Source organism: Paenibacillus sp. Y412MC10, assembly GCF_000024685.1.
GTDB classification, from domain to species: Bacteria; Bacillota; Bacilli; order Paenibacillales; family Paenibacillaceae; genus Paenibacillus_AQ; species Paenibacillus_AQ lautus_A.
The window spans coordinates 5,713,118-5,734,920 of the sequence record NC_013406.1 but is presented as its reverse complement, the minus strand read 5'-3'; the positions used below and the strand labels follow the sequence as shown (position 1 = coordinate 5,734,920).

Here is a 21,803-nt window from a genome sequence, read left to right as displayed (position 1 = left end):
ATTATAACCACCTTAGGCCAAAAAATAAACGAGAATATGAGTGCCGACTCTATCATTTGAAAAACAAGAAGTGCGTGGGTACCGGCCGCAGACTGCCGTCCGACGGCTTATTCACGACGCGTCCGTTCAGAACAAGGGATGCGGAACCGCCGCCATCCAGGTTATAGGCGTCGATCACGCCCATTTTTTTCAGTTTGGTTTGCAGCTCTTGCAGCGTGGCTCCCGATTTCCCCTTCTCATCATATCCTTCGGTAACGAGGATGAGCAGCTGATCGTCCTTGTAATTGCCGATGACCGTGCGTGGTGCCCGGCCGGGAGTCGTTTTCCATTTGTCGGGGATCGTCGTTTTCCTGCCGTTTTGGAGCAGCACCGGCACAAAGGTGGCCCCGAACATCGGATCGAGCCGATCAAGGTCGCTCTGGCTGTAGAACTTGCCGCCGATCAGCTTGCCGGATTTGCTCAGGCCGACAAAGGCCAGATCCTTAAAGCTCGGTTGAAATCCCGAGACGTATTTGCCGTCGTAAAAGGTCGTGCTCAGCGGATGTCTGCCCCCGTTCCCGTCAGCGTATCCCCCGGCATTAATCCCCGCAACGGCGCCATGCCGGCTTACGGCGCGCATCGTGGTTTCGACGGATCCGGGTCTGCCGCTTTCGCTGCCGAGCGACATCTTCATTGCGGAAGGATCCTTCAGTTTGACCTTCATCGCATAGCCATGATAGGTGCCCGGATTGATCTTGTACAATTCGATTCGTATCCGGTCGCTGTTGACCGTCTCGATCGGGACACCCAGTTTGGCTGTAATCCGGCGATTATAGATTTGCTCCGGCCGCGCGGCCTGTGATTCCGCTGTTTGCAGAATGGTTCCTACCGTAGCGGTCGTCTGCCGATAGAGCTTGGCCGTTTTTTCAATGGAGGATATCGTCTGTTCTGCTGAGACTGCAGCTTGATCCAGATCCTGCTTGATCACGGCGGATTGTTCCGATATGCTGCCCGACGGTATGTACTCCGCGGTTTCGTGCGACAGGCGCGGCGGCTCGGTAATTAACCACATGCACAGCAGCATCCCGATAAATGGTGCAATGGCAAGCATAAACGTGCGGTTTAACTGTTTGGGACGGATATACTTCAGTTTTCTCACTTCAGCAGCTCCATCTTGCGTTCCAGCTCTTTCAGCTGTTTCTCGACTTGGCTTAATTGACTGTACAGCTTGTTGCTGTTGTCCGTCTTGCCGCTGGCCTGATCCTTGGTAAAGGTCAGAAGCTCATTAAACGACTGAACCTTGCTTTGCATCTCGTCCATTTCCTGAACCAGCTCGTTAAACCTTTGGTCGTACTCCGCTTTGAATGCCGCCATCTCCTGGCGCGTATCCTGCTGCAGCTGCACCACGACTTGCTCTTTCAGATGATTGCTATATAGGTAGGCTGCGGTGGTACCCAGCCCGATCAGCACAATCCAAAATACCCAGAACCATTTGGCGGATGGCCCCTTTTGATGCACTTCCTCACGGGATTTATAGGGGGTATTGTTTTCCGGCTCCAACATTGGCATTTCATCACCCCTCAAAATCTATCATTTTTTCCAGGTATCATTCTATCATGTCAGGATTACTTTCGCAAAGACGAACCAATAGCACTTGTTTTTATGAAAAAGAGATTGCTTAGAAAGTTAGAGTGGGATACAATCTGTATAGATTTGATTATCAATTAGGATACATATAAGACATTCGCCATGCATGCCGTCATAATCCCTGCGCCTATAGGATTAATTAACCTTTTTTCTATGCGAATAACGGCTGGAATTTGCGTCTGTCCATATCTGCAAACAACGGGAATTCGCAATGACGGTAACGCTAGGAATTGGCGGCGCTTACTTAATAGAGATGCTAGAGAGCCAAGTTTGTTGATACAGGAGGTCTATTAGAAAATGAATCAGGTTTGGCGGGTAGTTATCGTCGGAAGTCAACCTACAAGCATGCTGGGAACGAAATTGATTTTGGAAGAGCAGCAGGATCTGCTCGTAGAGGGAATGACATCCTCGGGTTCGGAAGGGCTTCGAATGGTCGAGGATTTGCTTCCTGACTTGGTACTATTGGATTATCATTTGTCGGATCATACGTCCGAAGCGGTGTTGGAGCAGATGAAGCTGCTGTCACCGAAGACCCATGTCGTCATTATGACCGATAATGACGGGCTTCCCTTGCTCCAGTCTTTGATCAGTCGCGGCGCGAGCGGCCTGTTGTCCAAGCAGGCATCCACTTTCCAGCTCATACATATGATTACCGGACTTCGGGAGGGCGTTGCCTCGCTGCCGCTCGACTGGGTAAGGCAAGGCATCTGGCCGCTGACGGCCTCTGCGATGAACGAAGGCGGGCTCCAGCTCTCCGAGACGGAGGCTTTTATAATGGAACGGATCGTCCAGGGCATTACGTACGACAAAATCGCCATGGAAATTCAGGTAAGCCGCCGCTCGATCGACAACTACCTTCGCAAAATATACGTGAAGCTCGGGGTTTCCACCCGTGCGCAGGCCATCGAGAAGTATGCCCTGTACACCCGCCAAGGCAGACAAATTTATGCCTAATGCAGGAATAAGGTTATAATATATAAATATCAGGAATACCTTTTAGAGGTTATATAAGAGGCTCCTGAATACAAAACCGAGGTTTTGATAACGGTTAGAGGGGGGACTTCCATGCAGTATTCCTTTGCTTCCCGTGCACAGACCCTTTTGTCATCCCCGCTGCGCGATATCAGGGAACTTGCGAAGCGGGATTCTTTTATTTCCTTGGCGGAAGAGCTGCCGGCCGAAGAGTTATTCCCTTTGCATTCTCTGGCGGAGGCGGCGACATCGGTGCTGTCCGAGGACCCGCTGGCCCTGCAGTACGGTGAGGCGGAAGGCTATGGGCCGCTCCGCGAGTGGCTGAGCGAGGACTTCTCCCGGCGGAAAGGCCTGAGCGTTCAGCCCCAGCATATTTTGCTGACGACAGGCACCCAGCAGGCCATCGATTTGCTGGTCAGGGTGTACGTGGATCCTGGGGATCCGGTGCTGGTGGAGAACCCGACCTCCCCCGGACTGCTTCAGGTGCTGCGTCTTCAAGGTGCCGTCATCGTTCCTGTGGAGGGAGATCATGACGGGATGCTGCCCGAGCATCTGGAGGCCATGATCCGGCAGCATAAGCCGAAGCTGCTTATGGCCGCGCCTAATTTTACCAATCCGACCGGCGTCATGTGGAGTTTGGAACGGCGTCAGCAGGTGCTGAAGCTATGCGTCTCGCATGGGCTTCTTGTCGTGGAGGATGATTCATACGGCGACCTTCATTTCGCGGATGCCAAGAATCCGAAGCCCCGCATTCCTTCCATCTTCTCGCTCGAAGAGCCGCAGGGAGGACATGTTCTGTATGTAGGCTCTTTCAGCAAAACCGTAGCCCCCGCGCTTCGAACGGGATGGGCCGCCGGGAGCCGGCGATTGATCGAGATGATGACGGCCGTGAAGCAGATGGCCGACTGGCAATCCAGCATGCTCAACCAGCGGATGCTGCACCATCTGCTGGAATCGAAGCATTTTAAGCTGGAGGATCATATCGACATGCTCAACCGGGAGTACGCAACGAGGCTCAAGCTGATGGTGGAGCTGCTGAAACGCAGCGCATGGAAGGATTCGAGGTACGCGGTACCGCCTGGCGGGATGTTTCTCTGGGTGCAGCTGCCCCCAGGGTTAAACGGGGATGCGCTCCTGAGGGCGGCCTTGCTGAAGGGAGCGGCATTCCTTCCAGGCTCGATGTGCTCGGCGGCAGATCGAACCAAGGAGTGCATCCGGCTGAATTTTACGCATCCCGGGCGGGATGAGCTGCTGCTCGGCATGAATCTTATCAGCGAAGCCGTGATGGAATTTACGGCCCGGAATTAGACATGGAAGATTTCCTTTTACGAACGCGTTGAACATAGCAAAGCTGCGGATCGAGCCAGGCTGATAGGCTCAATCCGCAGCTTTTTTTCATGGGCGGATTTGTATGGGTTTCAAGATCCGGTCTATATTCAGTCATTATGATTTCAATACGGTGGCATAGTCTGCCAAGGCCTGCACGCCTGCCGGCGTCAGCACGTAGCGTCCGCGGCTCACCCGGCGGAACCAGCCGTAGTAGTTGCGCTGCAGAATGTCTGCCGCCGAACCCACGCCGCTCCGATCCCGCACAGCCGCGGGAGAAATGCCGGGCGGCACTGCAGGGACAGCTTTTTCTTGGAGCTCACACCCATCGGGGGCCGCTTCGTGCATGCTGCGCTGCTCCGCTTCCGCTGCATTCATGGCAGCAGCAACGCGCAGCGTTTTCTCGCGGTAAGCCGTCACCAGCTTGGCCCTCGTCACTCCGCCCGTGTTGTAATCGCCGCTGCGCTCCCGAAACTCGTACAGCAGGCGTTCCTTGCGCCTAATGGCGGTGCGGCCCTTCTGCACGGCCATCTCCGGCTCGCAGAGCACCTCGACGAAGGGCGCCTTGGTTTTGTAGAAGGTGACCGTGATGAGCCCCAATCCCAGTCGTCCGCAAAGCCCCGTCAGCTCGGACCAGCGCTGGTTGACCGCTCCTTTCTTCGCCCGGCTCTTCTCGACGGCCAGGTATACGTACGGGGTCAGCTTCAGCCGCTCAATGCCCTGGAGCAGAAGGGCCAGATTGAACGTTTTTTTCAGCTCCACGATCAGCGGTTCATCGGCGCCGTCTTTCATGCCGACCAGATCGCAATTTCGTACCTCGCCTTTGACTTCATATCCGTTTAATTCAAAAAAGGCCTTCAGGGGAGCGTACAGCTCGGCTTCATGCTTTATCGCCATGATGACTCTCCTTTTAATCGAAAGTTGCTAATGTTACGTCAATGTAATTTCAGTATAGCATGGGGACTGCTTTCGCGGCGTACCCGAGTGTAGAATGAACCGGTGGTTAGATAAAAAAGCATACGCGTGACTTCGAAAATAAGGTCAACTATTCCAAGCAAGCCGCATAGGTATGTAATACACTTTTTCGATAATGGAATGTTTTCTAATGACGCTGTGGAATGGAAGCCAATCCCCATAAACAGACTCATAGGAGGTAGCGATATGGATATTTTCGAACGCATAGCATCGTATCGGGCAGAAGGCGACCGTTTGGCGTGGAGCGGCACATTCAGGGAATACATTGAAATACTTAAGAAGGATCCCTCTCCAGCCATGACGGCCCATGCCCGTGTATATGACATGATCGAATCCTACGGTTTCGAAGAGAGCGGGGGCCAGAAAAAATATAAGTTTTTTGAACAGGAAATCTTCGGCCTCGACCGGGCTGTCGAGAAACTCGTGGAGGAGTACTTCCATTCGGCAGCCCGCAGACTCGATGTGCGCAAACGCATACTGCTGCTTATGGGACCTGTCAGCGGCGGCAAATCCACGCTTGTCACGATGCTGAAGCGCGGCCTCGAGAAGCATTCCCGTACCGACCGCGGAGCGGTTTACGCGATCGCCGGATGCCCGATGCAGGAAGAGCCGCTGCATTTGATTCCGACGGAGCTAAGACCGGAGATCGAGAAGGAGCTCGGCGTCCGAATCGAGGGGAATTTGTGCCCGGCCTGCCAGCTTCGTCTTAAAACCGAGTACGGCGGCGATATCGAAAAGGTTGAAGTCGAGCGGATATTAATCTCCGAGGAGAACCGGGTCGGCATCGGCACATTCAGTCCGTCGGATCCCAAGTCGCAGGATATTGCCGATTTGACCGGCAGCATCGATTTCTCCACCATCACGGAATACGGCTCCGAATCGGATCCGCGCGCCTACCGGTTCGACGGCGAATTAAACAAAGCGAACCGCGGTTTGATGGAATTCCAGGAGATGCTGAAATGCGACGAAAAATTTCTATGGAACTTGCTCTCCCTGACCCAGGAAGGGAACTTTAAGGCGGGCCGGTTCGCGCTGATAAGCGCGGATGAGCTGATCGTGGCCCATACCAACGAATCCGAGTATAAGGCGTTCATTGCCAATAAGAAAAACGAGGCCCTGCAATCCCGGATGATTGTCATGCCGATCCCGTATAATCTGCGAGTCAGCGACGAGGAGAAGATCTACTCGAAGCTGATCGGCCAAAGCGACATGAAGCATATCCATATCGCGCCGCACGCGCTTCGATCTGCCGCGATATTCTCCGTCTTGACGCGTCTGAAGGAAACGAAGAAGCAGGGCATGGATCTGATCAAGAAGATGCGCATGTACGACGGGGTGGAGGTTGAAGGTTATAAGGAAGCGGACCTGAAGGAGATGCAGAACGAATATTTGGAGGAAGGCATGTCCGGCATCGATCCGCGTTATGTCATCAACCGGATATCCAGTGCTTTGATTAAGCAGGATCTTCAGTGCATTAACGCGCTGGATATGCTGCGGGCGATCAAGGATGGGCTGGATCAGCATGCGTCCATTGCCAAGGAGGAGCGGGAACGCTACCTGAATTTCATTGCCGCCGCTCGCAAGGAGTATGACGATCTGGCCAAGAAGGAAGTCCAGAAGGCTTTTGTGTATTCCTTCGAGGAGTCCGCCAAGACGCTGTTCGAGAATTATTTGGATAACATCGAAGCGTTCTGCAACTGGACGAAAATCCGCGATCCGTTGACCGACGAGGAGATGGATCCGGACGAAAGATTAATGCGCTCGATCGAGGAGCAGATCGGCGTCTCGGAGAACGCAAAGAAGGCGTTCCGGGAGGAAATCATGATTCGTATCTCGGCTTATTCCCGCAAGGGCAAAAAGTTCGAGTACCATAATCATGAGCGCCTTCGGGAAGCGATTGAGAAGAAGCTGTTCACGGACCTCAAGGACATCGTCAAAATTACGACCTCGACCAAAACGCCGGATGCCGTGCAGCTGAAACGGATCAACGAGGTAAGCTCCAGGCTGATCGAGGAGCATGGGTACTGCCCGGTATGCGCCAATGAGCTGCTGCGTTACGTGGGCAGCCTGTTAAACCGGTAAGACCGAATACGATAATAGGATACGCGGAATGTCTGGAGAAGCCGCCCGTGGAATCGGGTGGCTTCTCCTCGTTTGGAGGGGATTGCCCGACTGGTTGTGCAAATCTACGCACAATTAGGACTTTGGGATTATGCCGAGGTGGTAAATATAGGCTATAATGGACCCTAAGTACTTGAACCTGTGATATGGATCACCTATTTAGGAGTGGATTTTTCGAAATGATGGATGTTTCCCCGAAAAGACGCCAGCAGTTGGAGTATATCGGTTTGGACGAGCAAGGATTGGAGCTTCTCGCAAATCATCGTGAGGTATTTGCGAAGGTGGTTGAAGAGGTCGTGGACCGGTTTTACGCACAGATCGGAACGCAGCCGCAGCTGATGCAGATTATCGGACGCACCTCGACCGTGGAACGGCTTAAGGAGACCCAGCGGGTGTATTGGATGTCGCTTGCTTCAGGAAGAGTGGACGATGCTTATATTGCCGAACGGATTAAGATCGGACAAGTTCACTCCAGAATCGGCCTGACCACGGACTATTACCTTGGAAGCTACATGGTTTATTTGGATATTGCCGCCGATTTACTGAAGCAGCTTGTACCGGATCAATGGATCCAAGTGGTGCATGCGCTGAGCAAGATGTTTAATCTGGACTCCCAGCTCGTACTGGAAGCTTACGAAATGAAAGAGAAAGAGAAAATCAGCAACCTGGCCTCGGATCAGCAAAAAATGTTGGAAGCGATTACAACCGCTGTTCAAGAATTGACGGCGATGATCGTGGAGCTGGATCAGAGCGCAGCGCTGATGGCCGACAACGCCATGAAAACGGCGGAGGCGCAGGATAAGGCGCATACGCTGACTTCCGAGCTGGGCGAAGAAATTTCGCATATCGAGCAGATGGGAAGTTTGATACGGGAAATTTCGGATCAGAGCCACCTGCTTGGCCTGAACGCGGCGATCGAGGCTGCCCATGCCGGGGAGTTAGGCAGAGGTTTCGAGGTGGTTGCCGGCGAAGTGCGGAAGCTGGCCACCAACTCCAAGAAGGCGATGGATGAGATTCAGGACAAGGTCAGCGGCATTATTCGCAAGCTGGGGCTCGTGGAGCAGGAATCGGAGAAAACGTCCGTGAACGCGCGTAATCAGGCAGCAAGCTCGCAGGAATTGGCCGCCTTCGTGAAAATGATGGAGAAGCTGGCCGATGATTTGGAATCGCTTCAACACGAATATGATATTCGGAAGCACGATATCGAGGTCGAAACCTCATCCGAGAAGGTCAGCGTATAACAGGGGTCAAGAAGCGAACGGATGATGTGCTTATATGTAAACGAACAGCAGCACCCGCGAATGGAGCAATCCTACTCATCGCGGGTGCTGCTGTGATATATACCGCTGTTTTGCTGCTTCAACCGCCGTTAAATAAACCGTCGATGCAGCTTCTTGCCGTCATAGGAGAACAGAATCGGTTTGCCTTCGATGATGCTGTGCAGATGCACGGGTTTGCCCCAGAGCCGGTAGACATAAGGGATGGTGCGCTCCATATACTTCAGGTCGAGCTCAATGCCCTCGTACAGATGCTTGATCATCAGCTCGCCGGAACGGAGATGATCGCCGTCGGTCACGACGAGAAACGGCGAGCCGCCGTTTACGCGGGAGACGACCAGCTGATCGCGGATGTTCTCCCATGCCTTGTCGGTGATTTTCCACTCCGGCCCTTTTTTCTCGAAGACATAGAGGTCCAGGTCCTCCACGAGTTCCTTTGTTAAATAATTGCGCAGGAAGGAAATATCGGAATCGTATTCGCGTACATCAAACATCTTCTCCCGATCCCAGCGGCGCTCGATATCCTCGAAGATTTTCAGACCCAGGTAGTAGGGGTTCAGGCTGTGGCGCGACGGCTGTACGACCGAGGCGTTGAGCTTGGCGAACTCCACCGTTTCCTCGCTGGTCAGGTCCATTTCCCGCAGGATGCGCTGATGCCAATACGAAGCCCAGCCCTCGTTCATGATTTTGGTTTCCATCTGCGGCCAGAAGTACAGCATCTCCTCGCGCAACATACTCATAATGTCCCGCTGCCAATCCTCCAGAATATCGGAGTGCTCCTGAATGAACCACATGATGTCTTTTTCCGGCTCGGGCGGGAAGCGCTTGGTCGCCGCCGGCGATTTATCGGTTTGTTTGTCGCCGTCTTCGTCCATTTCCCATAAATCGTCATACCGGCCGGGAGGCTTCTGCCGCTTGGCTTCCTCCTTCTGCTCCTGCATCCGCCGTGCCGTATAGCGCTGTTTATCGAGTTTATCGGGCCTCACGATATGGGGATCCACATGCTCCTGAATCGCCAGCACGGCGTCGATGAACTGCTCAACCGCCTCCGTGCCGTGTTCGATCTCATAGCGGGAGATGCGCTCGGCCGTGGCAGACATGCTCTCGACCATATTGCGGTTGGAGACGGAGAAGCGGGTGTTGTTTTTGAAAAAATCGCAGTGTGCAAGGACGTGGGCGACAATGAGTTTATTCTGGATCAGGGAGTTGCCGTCCAGGAGAAACGCATAACACGGATTGGAGTTGATCACGAGCTCGTAGATTTTGCTTAGGCCGAAGTCGTACTGCATCTTCATTTTATTGAAGGTTTTACCGAAGCTCCAGTGGCTGAACCGGGTAGGCATGCCGTAGGCGCCGAAGGTGTATATGATGTCTGCCGGGCAGATCTCATATCGCATAGGGTAAAAATCAAGGCCGAAGCCTGTAGCGATCTCGGTAATCTCCGCAATGGAACGTTCCAGTTCCGCGATCTCGTCTTGGTGCACGAGAATCCCCCCTTCGTCATTAAAAACATGGTTCTTATCATTTATATGGAATCCTGCAGCAGATATGCGGGCAGAAGAGGGGGAGCCGGGAATATATACAGGCCTCTGTCAAAATTTGTGCATCATCTCGGTCTGCAGACTTAGTAACCTGCCCGACTATGTAACGGTGACCCCCAGAATGCTTTGCGTTATAATGGGAATAATCCAGCGGTTTGGAAGACTTACCCATTTATTAACCGATGGATAATAAGATAAGGTCAGGGAGGCAAATGAATGATCGATTTTCCTAAGCCCGATGTGGAGCAATTTTTTCAAACGTATGGCATTCGTACCTTCGGAATCAGTGCAGACGAGTCACGGCTTGTATTCAGCAGCAGTCTAAACGGAAAGTTCAATTTATGGGCCATGGAGTTAGAAGGGGAGACATCCTACCCTTATCCGCTTACATACAATGACCAGATCGCAAGCTTCATTAAGCTGGACCCGGAAGGGCGGCATATCTTGACGGCGTTTGACCGCGACGGGAATGAGAATTATCAGTTTCATGCGCTGCGCTGGAACGGCGGCGAGCCGATGCCTTTGTTCGAAGGGGCGGATGCGGAGGACAAACATTATTTCGTGCATCTGTCAGAGGACGGCAAGCGACTGTATTATGTCACGTCGAAGGGGAATCCGTCCTTCCTGAATTCGCGCGTTTATCATCTGGACACCAAGGAGGATCATTTGCTGCATGAGGGCGAGGCGACATCGACCGAAATGTGTGCCGTGAGCCCCGACGAGAAAACCATCGCGTATACGAAAATGTATGCCAATACCTACTATGTTAGTTACGTGAAGCGAGAGGGCGAAGAGCCGCTGTGCTTGACGCCTACGCCTGAACAGGTGCATATTTCGGGGGATGTGCTGTTTGTCAGCAATGACCAGGTCATTTTTGCAACAGACTATGAATCCGAATTTTCTTATGTGGCCCGTTACGACATCCCGCAGCGGAAGTTTGAACCCCTGTGCCGCATCGACCGGGAGAGCATCCAGCTCTTGCGCTTCCATAAGGATTCACGAACCCTGTACATCGTTACGGAAAAAGGGGTAGAGGATCGACTGTATGCCTATTCGCTCGACAGCGGTGAGTTAACCCCCATTCCTCTTCCATCGAACATCGTGGAGCAGCTGAACGTCACGAAGTCCGGCAATCTGTACCTGCTCGCCCGAGGTGCGGTGAAGCCGCTTAACATTTACCGTTATGCAGGCGGCTCATGGAGCCCGATCACAAAGAACGTGCTGACAGGGTTGACCGATGAGGACTTGGTGACGCCGGATGTCGTGACGTATCCATCTTTTGACGGGATGGAGATCGAGGCCCTCCTGTTCCGCGCCAAAGACAACGTGGCCAACGGTTATACGGTGTTTTGGCCGCATGGCGGCCCGCAAGCCTCGGAGCGCAAGCAGTTCCGCTCCATGTTCCAGTATATCCTGGCCAAAGGGTATCACATCTTCTGCCCAAACTTCCGGGGAAGCACCGGTTACGGCAGCTCCTTCGTGAAATTGGTGGAGCAGGATTGGGGCGAGGGACCGCGCAAGGACTGCTTGGCAGGCATGGATTGGCTGTTCGAGCAAGGGATTTCGAGCCGCGAGAAGCTCTTCGTGATGGGCGGAAGCTACGGCGGTTATATGACCCTGCTGCTGGCGGGCCGGAATCCGGAGTATTTCAAGGCGGCCATCGACATCGTCGGGGTCAGCAATCTGTTTACCTTCTACGATTCGGTACCGGAACACTGGAAACCGATTATGGAGCGCTGGATAGGCGATCCCGAGCGGGATAAAGAACGCTTCATCAAGGATTCGCCGATTACGTATCTGGATGATATGGCGAACCCGATGCTCATCATCCAGGGAGCCAACGATCCGCGCGTCGTTAAAGAGGAGTCGGACCAAATCGTCGAGGCCTTGAGAGCCAAGGGCCGTGACGTGGAGTATCTTGTGTTCGAAGACGAGGGGCATGGGATTACGAAGAAGGCCAACGAAAAGATCGCTTATGCACGGATGGTCGAATTCCTGAAGCGCAATCATTAAGCGTCCCATAAAAAAGAGGCATGCTCGAGGTCCAAACGGACCCTGAGGCATGCCTCTTCCTTATTGACCCGGATGATCCAGATCCTCTCTTGGATTCCAGAGCTTGATTCCGTCGTCCTCCAGTATGCCCAAGGTCACGTCCGAGATGTTCGGATCCTGGGTCAACAGGGCGTTGATTCTCATTTTGGATTGTCCGGCCTCGGCCAGGGTCATCCCTTTCTTCAGCTCGATGTAGGCTTCCACATGATAATTACGGCCTTCCTGCAGAATACGCAGACGATTGATGTCACGAACATCCGGATCGGCAAGAATGATTCCGGAGATCTTCTCTTCCACGTCCTTCGGAGCGGCCACCCCGATTAAACCGACCATGTTGTCATATCCGACCTTAAAGGCTACGCCCACCATCAGACAGCCGATCAGGATCGTGGCGATTCCGTCCAGAATGAGGAAATTGAAGAAATGCGCGAACACGATGGCGATCAGCGCGAAGAGGGCGCCAAGCGTTGCAACAATATCTTCATAGAACACAAGCCGTGTCGGCGGGGCGGCGCGGCCGGCATTTTTGAAAGCGGCGGGCAGCAAGGAAAGTCCCGATGCTTCGGCGCGGGTCTCCTTCATAATTTCTTTCATGGCTTTAACCAGGATGGAACCGTCAATGATAACAGCTATGGCCAGCACAATGAAATTGAGCCAGAAATTCGTGGCTTCTTCCGGATGTTTTAACAGCTTGAAGCCCTTCAGAATCGTTTCATAGGCCATGATGGTGACCACGATCACCGCGACCATGCAGACCAGGTTAATGACCCTGCCGAAGCCGGTGGGGAACTTCTTGGTCGGCTTCCGCTCGGCCAGGACGCTGCCTACGAATACGAATCCCTGATTCACGGCATCGGCCACCGAATGCATGGCGGAGGCAAACATCGTCCCGCTGCCGCTGATGGAAGCGGCAATCCCCTTGATGATGGCCAATCCCGTATTGCCCAGTGCGGCAATGGCGGATGAGGTATTTCCTTTCTTGATGAGCTGCCATGTGTTATTCAATCCAAACCCTCCGTCTATCATGTCGATTTTTAATGGAATCCGAAGTATATATTATCATATCGTGCCAAATTAAGGATATCCCTCTCTTTTAGATTGAGATAAGATTACACAAAAATTACTTAACATGTTTTTTGTTACATTAAACAGGATTTACTCATATCTTTATTTCTTGCCCAATACATTAAGAATATAGTGGAAAATAAAGGATGGTTGAAGCGTAGGAGGCTGGTTAGCGGTCTTTGGCATGAAGTGGAGAATCGTTTGTGCCCCCTTGATATCCAAGCGGGAACTGCCTTGCAGCAAAGTGAATAAACATGAGGAGGAAATGTTATGAAAGCGTTAACAAGTCCGGAGGCAGCCAAAGGCAAGGCGAACGAGGAATGGGGCCTGATCATATGCTCCAGATGCGATGAGATGGTGGACACGATTCCAACCGACGGAGTGAAAATCATTTATGGATTTTGCGGAAAAGGGGAATGCAAGGGCACGGACTTTCAGAACTGAATGATCGTGGCGATTAGCGGAATGAATAACGAGCATGCTTCAGGGAGGAATCTTCCTGAAAGCATGCTTTTTTTTGGATTTATAACCTTTTTTGATGGGTATAGCAAAAATTATTGATACTTTATTATGCATTTTTAGACGAAAATATGTTGCATATATATTATATATGACGTATTATATCGGCAAGTAGAGGAAATGCACGCAGGAGGGATCACTATCGAACTGACGACAAGGCAGCAGGATATCGTCGATATCGTAAAAAAACATGCACCCATTACAGGAGATCAGATTGCGGAGATGCTGAATGTCAGCCGAGCCACCCTTCGCACCGATTTATCCAAGCTTGTGGTTCTGGATTATATTGATGCCAAGCCGAAGGTCGGGTACTTTCTGGGAAAGCGGGGAACGCGGGACCGGGAGGAAAAGTTTCGCCTTCTCAAAATGAAGGTTGGCGATCTGCACGGCGTTCCGGTGATTGTGCGTGAGACCACGACGATTCACGAAGCCGTTGTATCCTTGTTTCTGGAGAACGTGGGAAATCTGATCGTTACCGATGCCGACGGCCATCTGGCCGGTATCGTGTCCCGTAAGGATCTGCTCAAGGTAACGCTTGGCAACCCGACGGCCTCCTCCATGCCGGTAAGCCTGATCATGACCCGCCGGGCCAACGTAACAACGGTGCAGCCGGAAGACACGGTGCTGGATGCCGCACGAAAAATTATTAATCATCAAATCGATAGCCTGCCAGTGGTCGTTCCATCCACCACGGGAAATCCGGGGGAGCACTGGAAGGTTGTCGGTCGGATCACAAAAACGAATATTATCAAAATGCTGCTCGACATGGTAGCCGAGGAATAATGGGAGGAATCGGATGAATCAGGCATTAACTCATTTCATAGCAATCTGTTCGGACTCCATCGGGGAGACGGCTGAAGCGGTTGTTCAAGCGACCCTGCGCCAATTCGAGCTTCCGAATACAGAGGTTAAACGTTATATGAACGTTCGCGACGAGGAAGAATTGACCGAATTGATGGAGGAGGTGGCAAGGCGCGGAGGATTTGTGGCTTATACGCTCGTTCAGCCGGAGCTTCGCGAGGTCATGCGGGAAGAAGCCGTCCGGCTCAACATTCGCACCGTGGATATCATGGGGCCGATGATGCAGGCCTTTGCCGACACGTTCAACGACTATCCCAAGCGGCTGCCGGGCCTGCTGCACCGCTTGGACGACAGCTATTTCCGGCGGGTGGACGCGATGGAATTCGCCGTCCAGTATGACGATGGCAAGGATGTCAGCGCCATTTTGAAGGCGGACATCATACTGCTAGGCGTATCCAGGATCTCAAAGACGCCGCTGTCGATGTTTCTCGCACATAAAGGCTACAAAACGGTCAATTTTCCGATCGTGCCGGAGATGTCGCCGCCTTCCCAGCTCAGAGAGGTCACGAACGGCACGATCATCGGGCTTACGATCGAGCCGGAGCATCTTCTCAAAATCCGCAGCGAGCGCTTAAAGGTCATGGGACTGCCGCATCAGGTGCAGTATGCAGCCCTGGAGCGGATCCAGGAGGAGCTGGATTACGCCTTGTCTCTGTACGAGGAGCTCGGATGTCCGGTCATTGATGTCACGGATAAGGCGATTGAGGAATCCGCAGGACTGATTATGAATTATCTGAAATAAGCTGCACCGGTAAGGAAAAAAGCAGAAGGAGGGATTCATTCATGGAGAGTTCATTAGCATTGGAGCTTGTAAGAGTAACGGAGGAAGCGGCGCTGCAATCCGCCCGGTGGACAGGAAGAGGTGACAAGAACAGTGCTGATGAAGCCGCAACGGTAGCCATGCGCAAGCATTTTGATTCCGCAGCGATGGATGGGGTCGTTGTCATAGGGGAAGGCGAGATGGATGAAGCGCCCATGCTCTATATTGGAGAGCGCGTTGGGAACCGCAAAGGGCCGAAGATGGACGTGGCGGTGGATCCGCTCGAAGGAACGGAAACGGTGGCAAACGGGCTGAACAACGCGTTGTCCGTAATTGCCGCAGCCCCCCGAGGCACCCTTCTGCATGCGCCCGATATCTACATGCATAAGCTCGCGGTTGGACCCGAGCTTGCGAGCAAGCTGAGTTTGAATGATCCGATTGAAGTAACCCTTCGAAAAGCATCGGAGATCTTATCAAAACCGCTGTCGGAGATGACGGTATCCATTCTCGATCGTGAGCGACACAGCGCGATGATTAAGGCTTTGCGAGAGTCCGGGGTAAGGATCAAGCTGCTGAGCCACGGGGATGTCATGGGTGCGATCGAGACCTGCACGGACAGTGAGGTCGATCTCTATGTGGGCTCTGGAGGAGCTCCGGAAGGCGTTCTCGCCGCCGCCGCTTTGAAATGCCTGGGCGGAGAAATCCAGGGACGGCTCATACCGGAGACGCCGGAGGATTTCATCAGATGCCAGGACATGGGGTTGGAGCATCCCGAGCAGCTGCTGACGATGGAGGATATGGTAGGCCGCGAAGGCGTATTGTTCGTGGCTACCGGCGTGACGGCTGGCGATTTCCTGCGCGGCGTGAAGTATATGCCGGGTCAGCGGGCCGAAACGCATTCGGTCATGATGTACTCCGGCACGAGAACCGTCCGTTATATCCGCAGCGTCCATCATCTGTTCCAAAGCAATGAAACCTTAGCCGCCGCTGCATCTTCTTGATGGATATGGGCGGCATCGGCTAAATAAAAGGCACTCCAAGGTTAGTCGACCTTCGGAGTGCCTTTATGCGTTGTTAACGGTTTGGCAAATCGTGCGCTCACCCGTGCCTCTTACGCCCGAGCATCAGCCAAGCTCCTCCAAGCACAAGCAGCACAGCGATGACAGGCTGAACGACCGAGAGGTAATTGAGTACGGGTCCGATCGAGAATACCACGAAGAACAGCAGCGACAGGACGGTCAGAATGTTAATCGGGATGAGCAGCCACTTGTTACGCGAACCGAACCAGTAGAACTCGAACAATCCGGCCGCAACGGCAAGAATAAAGCCGGGCCACATCGACCCCCAAGAGTCGAACAAGGAAGCGATTTGGCTGACAATACCGGCTGTGAGCAGAATGCCGCCCGGTATCAACAGCCCGATTCCCTGACGTCCGACCAGCGAGAAGTACATCCAATGAAAAAACAGGCCTAACGGGATCACGAACAGGGTAGGCCAGAACGTGGCAAAGATAGAACCGGCGCCTACGGTACCGCCTTGGTTCAAGAGCAAGTATGCGCCAAGCAGGATGAGCAGAGGTGCTAAGATTGTACGTTTCGTCATACAAACTTCGTTCCTTTCCTTAGATAGATTGATTATTCCAAGAATACCATGCAAGGGATGGGGTGTCCTCGGTCCTTCGGGGAATGTTTCACCTAGACTTTAGTCTAGGATGGACATGTTTAGCCTATTGGCGGCTCGTTTAATAAGTTCCTAAACGTTCTGCTTAGACGAAGGACAGAAAAGACAGTCCTGCAGCAGAGAACAACAAAGCAGAACTGTCTTCGGATATAAACAATTTTATGATGGCTTCTTGGTATACATCAGTCCGACGGTTTGAGGACCGCAGTGGCTGCAAATGACGCAGCCGGCCGTAGAAATGCTGACCTGTCGTGCGCCTGTCTTTTCCTGCAGTTCCTTCTGCAGGAAACGGGCTTCCTCCTCGGCCATGGTATGTACAACAACGATCAGATCATTGTCCATCTTATCCACTTGAGCCAGTGCATTCTGAATCATTTGATCCAGCGCCTTTTCTTTTTTGCCGCGTACCTTGTAAGCCGGGATCATGCCGCCGTCCACGACTTTGATCACCGGACGGATTTTGAGCAGGCTGCCGATGATGTTTTGCATGCCGGAGCAGCGTCCGCCCTTATACAAATAATCCAGCGTATCGACAACGAATTCGCACTCCACTTCGTTTACGGTACGGCTTAATAGCTCCACAATTTGCGGTATGGACGAGCCTTCATTGGCCGCGTGAACAGCCTTCATAACAAGCAGTCCGATGCCGGAGGAAAGATTGCGCGAATCAAACACGGTAACCCGCCCTTCGGGCAGCTCGCCTGCAGCTATCAACGCATTTTGGTAGGTGGAAGAAAGCTCTGACGAAATGCTGAGGAACAGGATATCCTCACCCTGTTCAATCGAAGGCGAGAAGGCCGCAATGAAGTCGGACGGAGAAGGTGCCGCTGTTTTGGGCAGGCTGCCGATCTGATCGACTTTGGCATACAACTGTTCCGGTGTAATGTCGACTCCATCCCGTAAGGATTGTTCTCCGAATACGACGTAGAGCGGAACGATGCCGATATTATATTCGTCTATCCACGAAGGTGGTAAGTCGCAGGTGCTGTCAGCAAAAATTCTAATTTTACCAGGCATGAACATCTCCCTTTATCAACTATTTGAGTCTGTATTACTACTAGAATACCTTGTTTGATCAGAAAAGGAAATGCTCTTGTCGTTTTGAACGCGAATGCGAAGGAATCGCCTAAAAAGCGGGAATTGTGCAACATTAACCCCAGGATTCCCGTTAATCATAATGGAGGTGGTTATATGGCAAAGCGAAAGCGTTGGAGCAAAATAATCACAGCAGCTGCCGCAGCTATGCTGCTCATGGCAATGACGGCATGCAGCGGCGAAGGCCCGACTTCTCAGCCGCCGGCGGATCCGAATCCGGTCGAGGAGCCCAAGTACGAGATTAAGCAAGGAACCGGTACTTACGTAGGTCAAATCGACAACAATTCGATCGAAATCGAGACGGCCGATGGTCCGACCGCATTCCGGCTGGGCGAGGGGATGGATCAGATCATATCCAAACTTCAGGGAGAAGAGTCCGTCTCCTATGAGTACAGGGAACAGCCGGTTGAAGGCGAGGAAGATTTGAAGCAGTTGATCCTCATCAAATTGACGGTTGACAACGAAGGCGGCGGCTCGAGTTCCGAGAACGCTCAGCTTCCGGAAACCAAGGATTTCGAGTTGGAGCTGGAGGGCATGAAAGAAACCAAAACAGCCAAACTGGCCGAGGGTGACGGCTACGCGCTGTATATATTCGATATTTTTTCCTTTGATGCAAAAACCAACAGGCTGACCATGAATGTGGACCAGGATTATTACGCCGAGATTACGAAGCTGCCTTCGGATTACAACGCGGACATACTCAAGCTTGAGGCGGAGAAGGAGCTTGCGGAGGTTGGCAAAGTCCATGAAGTTGAGGGCAGTGAAAGGCACAAAGTCATGAAGGATGCATCCGTGTATATGATAGGCGAAGGCGAGGGCCTCACGAAGATGTACATTGTGGATGAATTTGACGGACAGGGTTATATTTTCCGCGTAAATAACCCTCACCGCGAACCTTCCGAAGGATTTGCTACACATGCTTTTACATCCTTGAGCTCGATTGTTAATCGATAATGTCATGCAAACAGCCCCTGTCGTTTGGCCATAAGGCCAAGCAGCAGGGGCTGTATCGATATTCGAGGGGGTCCGACGTTACTTGGACGTCTCCAAGTATTGCTTAATGAATCGCAGTGCGTTCGCATCGCGTTCCGTGCCTTCGCGAATCCCCGCAAACATTTCTTTCTTCAGGACGGGCAGTTCTTCGCCAAGCGGGCTGCCCATAATATCCACGGCATACACATGCTCCGCGCCGTCTTCCTCATTTGTACCCTTCACCAGCATTTCCGGGGTAAGCAGTTCCTTCAGCTCGCCTTCGACTTCAGCTTCGAGCGGGCGTACCATGCCTTGATTGCCAATCCAATCAAAGGCGGTTTGATCCATGATATACAGATCGGGACGTTCGGTGGACAGCACCAGCAGTGCCTTTTGCAGCATGGCGGCATCCTGCGGATTGTTGGAATCCAGGGGAGGCACGTAGTTAATGTTAACGGTTACGCGTTTCCAATCGGGAAATTGGGCCAAAATCGCGTCTTCGATCGGTTTAAGGTCCTGTCCACCATCCTGGCTCATATAAGAACCGAGGAACATGACTTCCAGGTCAACCGGGGGCAGGCTGGCCAGCCGTTCCTTCTCTGCCTGATGGTTGAAAATGCTGATCACGATATAAATGAGAACGCCCACCAGGGCAATGCCGCCGAGCACGTGGAATTTATAATAACGGAAGAAATGGTCGGTTTTCTCCGCCGTCCCGGCAAACCTCTTGTATTTGCCGTACCGTTTCTGATTCATCTCTTCCAAAGCTTTACGGTTCTCTTCTTCAAGGATGAATTTGTAGGCTTTGGTGAATTCGGCAAACTCGGCTTCGATCTCTTCCGCCCGGTCCGGCTCCCGCCTTTGATGCGAACGGGTTTGGCGCATGAGCAGCGTATATCGGTCGTCAAGCTGTTCCTTGGTTGCATCCTCCGGCAGACCGAGCCGCTCATAGGCTTCTTTCAGTTGGTCCATTCATGTCACCTCTTCTATACTGTGAGAGTTTCCTAGTTACCAGTATATAGCGTAGAGGCAGCAGGTTACAAACGTTTATGAGATGTTTCGACGCTTCTCGGCTTGCTATGGGGCAAACTGTCATCCATAAGAGGAAACCATCCAGCTTGGCAGCTTGCCAGGATGGTAAATCATTCATCGATTTCCTGAATGATTGTGAATGTTTTTGAAAGTTTTAGATTGTTTTTTGAGGGGGATATGATACTATATGCTGTAGAGGGGGATTCATTATGCTGACGGAAGAAAGATACCGAATCATATTAGAGCGCTTACAACAGCGCGGTGTCGTGAAGCTGCAGGAATTGGTAGAACTCCTTGAAGCTTCGGAATCGACGGTAAGGCGGGATTTGATCGACCTTGAAGAACGTCAATTGCTAAAGCGTATTCATGGCGGAGCCGCTCTGCCGAGCCCAAAGATACAAGAACCTGGAATTGAGGAAAAAACGTTCAAAAACATTCAACAGAAAAACGCGGTTGCCCGGTTGGCTGCTGCACAGGTTGAGGATGGAGAAAGCATTTACCTGGATGCGGGTACGACCACGCTAGCCATGATTCCGTTCATCGACGCCAAAGACGTCACGGTTGTCACGAACGGTTTATCCCATATCGAAGCGTTGGTCAGCAAGCGGATCAAAAGCTATCTGCTGGGCGGCATGATGAAGATTCATACCAAAGCCGTCATCGGAAGCATCGCGCTGCAAAATATGGACAACTTCCGTTTTGACCGGTGCTTTCTGGGCACGAACGGCGTGGATGCGGAGATGGGCTACACCACCCCCGATCCGGAAGAAGCCTTGATCAAGCGGCGGGCCCACCAGCTGTCCGCTTCCAGTTACGTCCTTGCGGATTCCAGCAAAATCGGAGAGGTTTCCTTTGCCAAATTGCTGGACCTGAGCGAAGCGACGCTGATTACGGAGTCCTTGCCGGAATCATGGAAGAAGGTCATTTCACAGAAAACCAAAATAATTGAGGGATCATGATGATATATACGGTTACACTGAATCCTTCCATTGATTACATCGTGGAAGTTGAGCATATCGAGCTTGGCGGATTGAACAGAATGACCCGGGACATGAAGTTTCCGGGCGGGAAAGGAATTAACGTATCGCGTGTGCTGAACCAGCTGGGAGCCGATAATACGGCTATCGGTTTTCTTGGCGGTTTCACCGGCCGTTATATCGACGAGATGCTCGGCAAGGAAGGAATCCGCACGGATTTCGTGAACATCGCGGACGATACCCGCATCAACGTTAAGCTGAAGCATGGCGGAGAGACCGAGATCAACGGCTTGGGACCCGATATCCGGGAAGACGAAACCAAAGAGCTGCTCCATAAGCTGTCACAGCTTGAAGCCGGCGATATCGTTGTGCTGTCAGGCAGCGTGCCGCCTTCGCTGGGTTCGGACTTTTATGGTCGTCTGATCGAAGCGTGCCGAAAGGGCGGCGCCGAATTCGTCATGGATACCACCGGTGAGGCTCTAATGAGGGCATTGGCCTATAAGCCGCTCCTTGTGAAACCGAACCACCACGAGTTGGCCGAATTGTACGGCGTTGTCATTGACTCAAGAGAGCAGCTTGTGGAGTACGGACGGAGACTGCTTGAGAAGGGTGCGCAGCATGTCCTGATTTCCATGGCCGGAGAAGGGGCGCTGTTCATCACGGCCGATCGGGTCTATCACGCCCATGTTCCGCCGGGTACCGTCCGTAATTCGGTCGGTGCCGGCGATTCGATGATTGCCGGATTCGTCGGCACGCTTGCGAAGGGCCAAGGCCCGATCGAGGCATTCCGGACGGGGGTCGCCTCTGGAAGCGCTACGGCGTTCTCGGACGACTTGGCGGCAAGGGAAGCGATTGATGAGCTGCTTCCTCTGGTTAGGATCACGGAGTGGTGAGCCGCTTCACATCAAATAACTGGTAATGGGCGGTTATGGCGCGGTTATCACCACGAAGA

At 52.6% G+C, this 21,803-nt stretch carries 20 protein-coding genes; 12 read left to right on the top strand and 8 right to left on the bottom strand.

Features of this window, described 5'->3' with window-relative positions; translation table 11 throughout:
- Window positions 1-52 precede the first annotated feature (52 nt).
- Window positions 53-1,138, bottom strand: a complete 1,086-nt coding sequence (locus GYMC10_RS25055; protein WP_015737103.1) for a phosphodiester glycosidase family protein — start codon at window positions 1,136-1,138, stop codon at window positions 53-55.
- The gene (locus GYMC10_RS25050) at window positions 1,135-1,542 is read right to left on the bottom strand and encodes a hypothetical protein (protein ID WP_009595774.1); all 408 of its coding nucleotides are present in this window, start codon (window positions 1,540-1,542) and stop codon (window positions 1,135-1,137) included. Before GYMC10_RS25050 ends, GYMC10_RS25055 begins: the two co-directional genes overlap by 4 nt.
- A gap of 381 nt (window positions 1,543-1,923) precedes the next feature.
- Between GYMC10_RS25050 and GYMC10_RS25045 the strand changes: the two genes are divergently transcribed.
- Together GYMC10_RS25045 and GYMC10_RS25040 are read left to right on the top strand one after the other, a co-directional pair.
- Window positions 1,924-2,580 carry a DNA-binding response regulator gene (locus GYMC10_RS25045; protein ID WP_009595829.1) on the top strand — a complete coding sequence of 219 codons (657 nt, stop codon included), beginning with the start codon at window positions 1,924-1,926 and terminating at the stop codon, window positions 2,578-2,580.
- A gap of 111 nt (window positions 2,581-2,691) precedes the next feature.
- Entirely contained in the window at window positions 2,692-3,906 is a 1,215-nt protein-coding gene (locus GYMC10_RS25040; protein ID WP_015737101.1) for a PLP-dependent aminotransferase family protein, read from the top strand.
- A gap of 135 nt (window positions 3,907-4,041) precedes the next feature.
- Here GYMC10_RS25040 and GYMC10_RS25035 read toward each other — a convergent pair whose 3' ends face one another.
- Window positions 4,042-4,821, bottom strand: coding sequence for a DUF2161 family putative PD-(D/E)XK-type phosphodiesterase (locus tag GYMC10_RS25035; RefSeq protein WP_015737100.1), 780 nt, complete (start codon window positions 4,819-4,821; stop codon window positions 4,042-4,044).
- A gap of 264 nt (window positions 4,822-5,085) precedes the next feature.
- Here GYMC10_RS25035 and GYMC10_RS25030 point away from each other — a divergent pair, with 264 nt between their 5' ends.
- On the top strand, window positions 5,086-6,981 hold the full coding sequence (locus tag GYMC10_RS25030; RefSeq protein ID WP_009595712.1) for a PrkA family serine protein kinase: 1,896 nt from the start codon (window positions 5,086-5,088) through the stop codon (window positions 6,979-6,981).
- 218 nt (window positions 6,982-7,199) lie between these two features.
- Window positions 7,200-8,261: a globin-coupled sensor protein gene (locus GYMC10_RS25025; protein ID WP_015737099.1), complete on the top strand. Its 1,062-nt coding sequence runs from the start codon at window positions 7,200-7,202 to the stop codon at window positions 8,259-8,261.
- A 128-nt stretch (window positions 8,262-8,389) separates the two neighbouring features.
- Here the strand turns inward: GYMC10_RS25025 and GYMC10_RS25020 are convergent, their stop codons facing one another.
- Window positions 8,390-9,781: a SpoVR family protein gene (locus GYMC10_RS25020; protein WP_015737098.1), complete on the bottom strand. Its 1,392-nt coding sequence runs from the start codon at window positions 9,779-9,781 to the stop codon at window positions 8,390-8,392.
- A gap of 273 nt (window positions 9,782-10,054) precedes the next feature.
- Between GYMC10_RS25020 and GYMC10_RS25015 the strand changes: the two genes are divergently transcribed.
- Window positions 10,055-11,851 (top strand): S9 family peptidase, encoded by a 1,797-nt coding sequence (locus GYMC10_RS25015; protein WP_015737097.1) that lies wholly within the window; start codon window positions 10,055-10,057, stop codon window positions 11,849-11,851.
- Between the two features lie 60 nt (window positions 11,852-11,911).
- On the opposite strand, the gene GYMC10_RS25010 is transcribed toward GYMC10_RS25015, so the two are convergent.
- Window positions 11,912-12,895, bottom strand: coding sequence for a cation diffusion facilitator family transporter (locus GYMC10_RS25010; protein WP_015737096.1), 984 nt, complete (start codon window positions 12,893-12,895; stop codon window positions 11,912-11,914).
- Between the two features lie 330 nt (window positions 12,896-13,225).
- Between GYMC10_RS25010 and GYMC10_RS32030 the strand changes: the two genes are divergently transcribed.
- From GYMC10_RS32030 to glpX, 4 genes are all read left to right on the top strand, one after another.
- Window positions 13,226-13,399, top strand: a complete 174-nt coding sequence (locus GYMC10_RS32030) for a GapA-binding peptide SR1P (protein WP_015737095.1) — start codon at window positions 13,226-13,228, stop codon at window positions 13,397-13,399.
- A 195-nt stretch (window positions 13,400-13,594) separates the two neighbouring features.
- Window positions 13,595-14,257, top strand: a complete 663-nt coding sequence (locus GYMC10_RS25005; protein WP_009595798.1) for a helix-turn-helix transcriptional regulator — start codon at window positions 13,595-13,597, stop codon at window positions 14,255-14,257.
- Between the two features lie 13 nt (window positions 14,258-14,270).
- Window positions 14,271-15,077 carry a pyruvate, water dikinase regulatory protein gene (locus GYMC10_RS25000; RefSeq protein ID WP_009595762.1) on the top strand — a complete coding sequence of 269 codons (807 nt, stop codon included), beginning with the start codon at window positions 14,271-14,273 and terminating at the stop codon, window positions 15,075-15,077.
- 41 nt (window positions 15,078-15,118) lie between these two features.
- Window positions 15,119-16,096, top strand: a complete 978-nt coding sequence (glpX, locus tag GYMC10_RS24995; RefSeq protein WP_015737094.1) for a class II fructose-bisphosphatase — start codon at window positions 15,119-15,121, stop codon at window positions 16,094-16,096.
- A gap of 97 nt (window positions 16,097-16,193) precedes the next feature.
- Here the strand turns inward: glpX and GYMC10_RS24990 are convergent, their stop codons facing one another.
- Together GYMC10_RS24990 and GYMC10_RS24985 are read right to left on the bottom strand one after the other, a co-directional pair.
- Window positions 16,194-16,697, bottom strand: coding sequence for a hypothetical protein (locus tag GYMC10_RS24990; protein WP_009595848.1), 504 nt, complete (start codon window positions 16,695-16,697; stop codon window positions 16,194-16,196).
- Between the two features lie 237 nt (window positions 16,698-16,934).
- The gene (locus GYMC10_RS24985) at window positions 16,935-17,792 is read right to left on the bottom strand and encodes a DegV family protein (RefSeq protein WP_015737093.1); all 858 of its coding nucleotides are present in this window, start codon (window positions 17,790-17,792) and stop codon (window positions 16,935-16,937) included.
- A gap of 174 nt (window positions 17,793-17,966) precedes the next feature.
- Here GYMC10_RS24985 and GYMC10_RS24980 point away from each other — a divergent pair, with 174 nt between their 5' ends.
- Window positions 17,967-18,824 carry a hypothetical protein gene (locus tag GYMC10_RS24980; protein ID WP_015737092.1) on the top strand — a complete coding sequence of 286 codons (858 nt, stop codon included), beginning with the start codon at window positions 17,967-17,969 and terminating at the stop codon, window positions 18,822-18,824.
- 78 nt (window positions 18,825-18,902) lie between these two features.
- On the opposite strand, the gene GYMC10_RS24975 is transcribed toward GYMC10_RS24980, so the two are convergent.
- Window positions 18,903-19,814: a molecular chaperone DnaJ gene (locus tag GYMC10_RS24975; RefSeq protein ID WP_015737091.1), complete on the bottom strand. Its 912-nt coding sequence runs from the start codon at window positions 19,812-19,814 to the stop codon at window positions 18,903-18,905.
- A gap of 269 nt (window positions 19,815-20,083) precedes the next feature.
- On the opposite strand from GYMC10_RS24975, the gene GYMC10_RS24970 reads away from it, so the two are divergent.
- Entirely contained in the window at window positions 20,084-20,833 is a 750-nt protein-coding gene (locus tag GYMC10_RS24970; RefSeq protein ID WP_015737090.1) for a DeoR/GlpR family DNA-binding transcription regulator, read from the top strand.
- A complete protein-coding gene (gene pfkB / locus GYMC10_RS24965) occupies window positions 20,833-21,744 on the top strand; it encodes a 1-phosphofructokinase (protein WP_015737089.1) in 912 nt (303 codons plus the stop codon). The genes GYMC10_RS24970 and pfkB overlap by 1 nt, the downstream gene beginning before the upstream one ends.
- Window positions 21,745-21,803 lie beyond the last annotated feature (59 nt).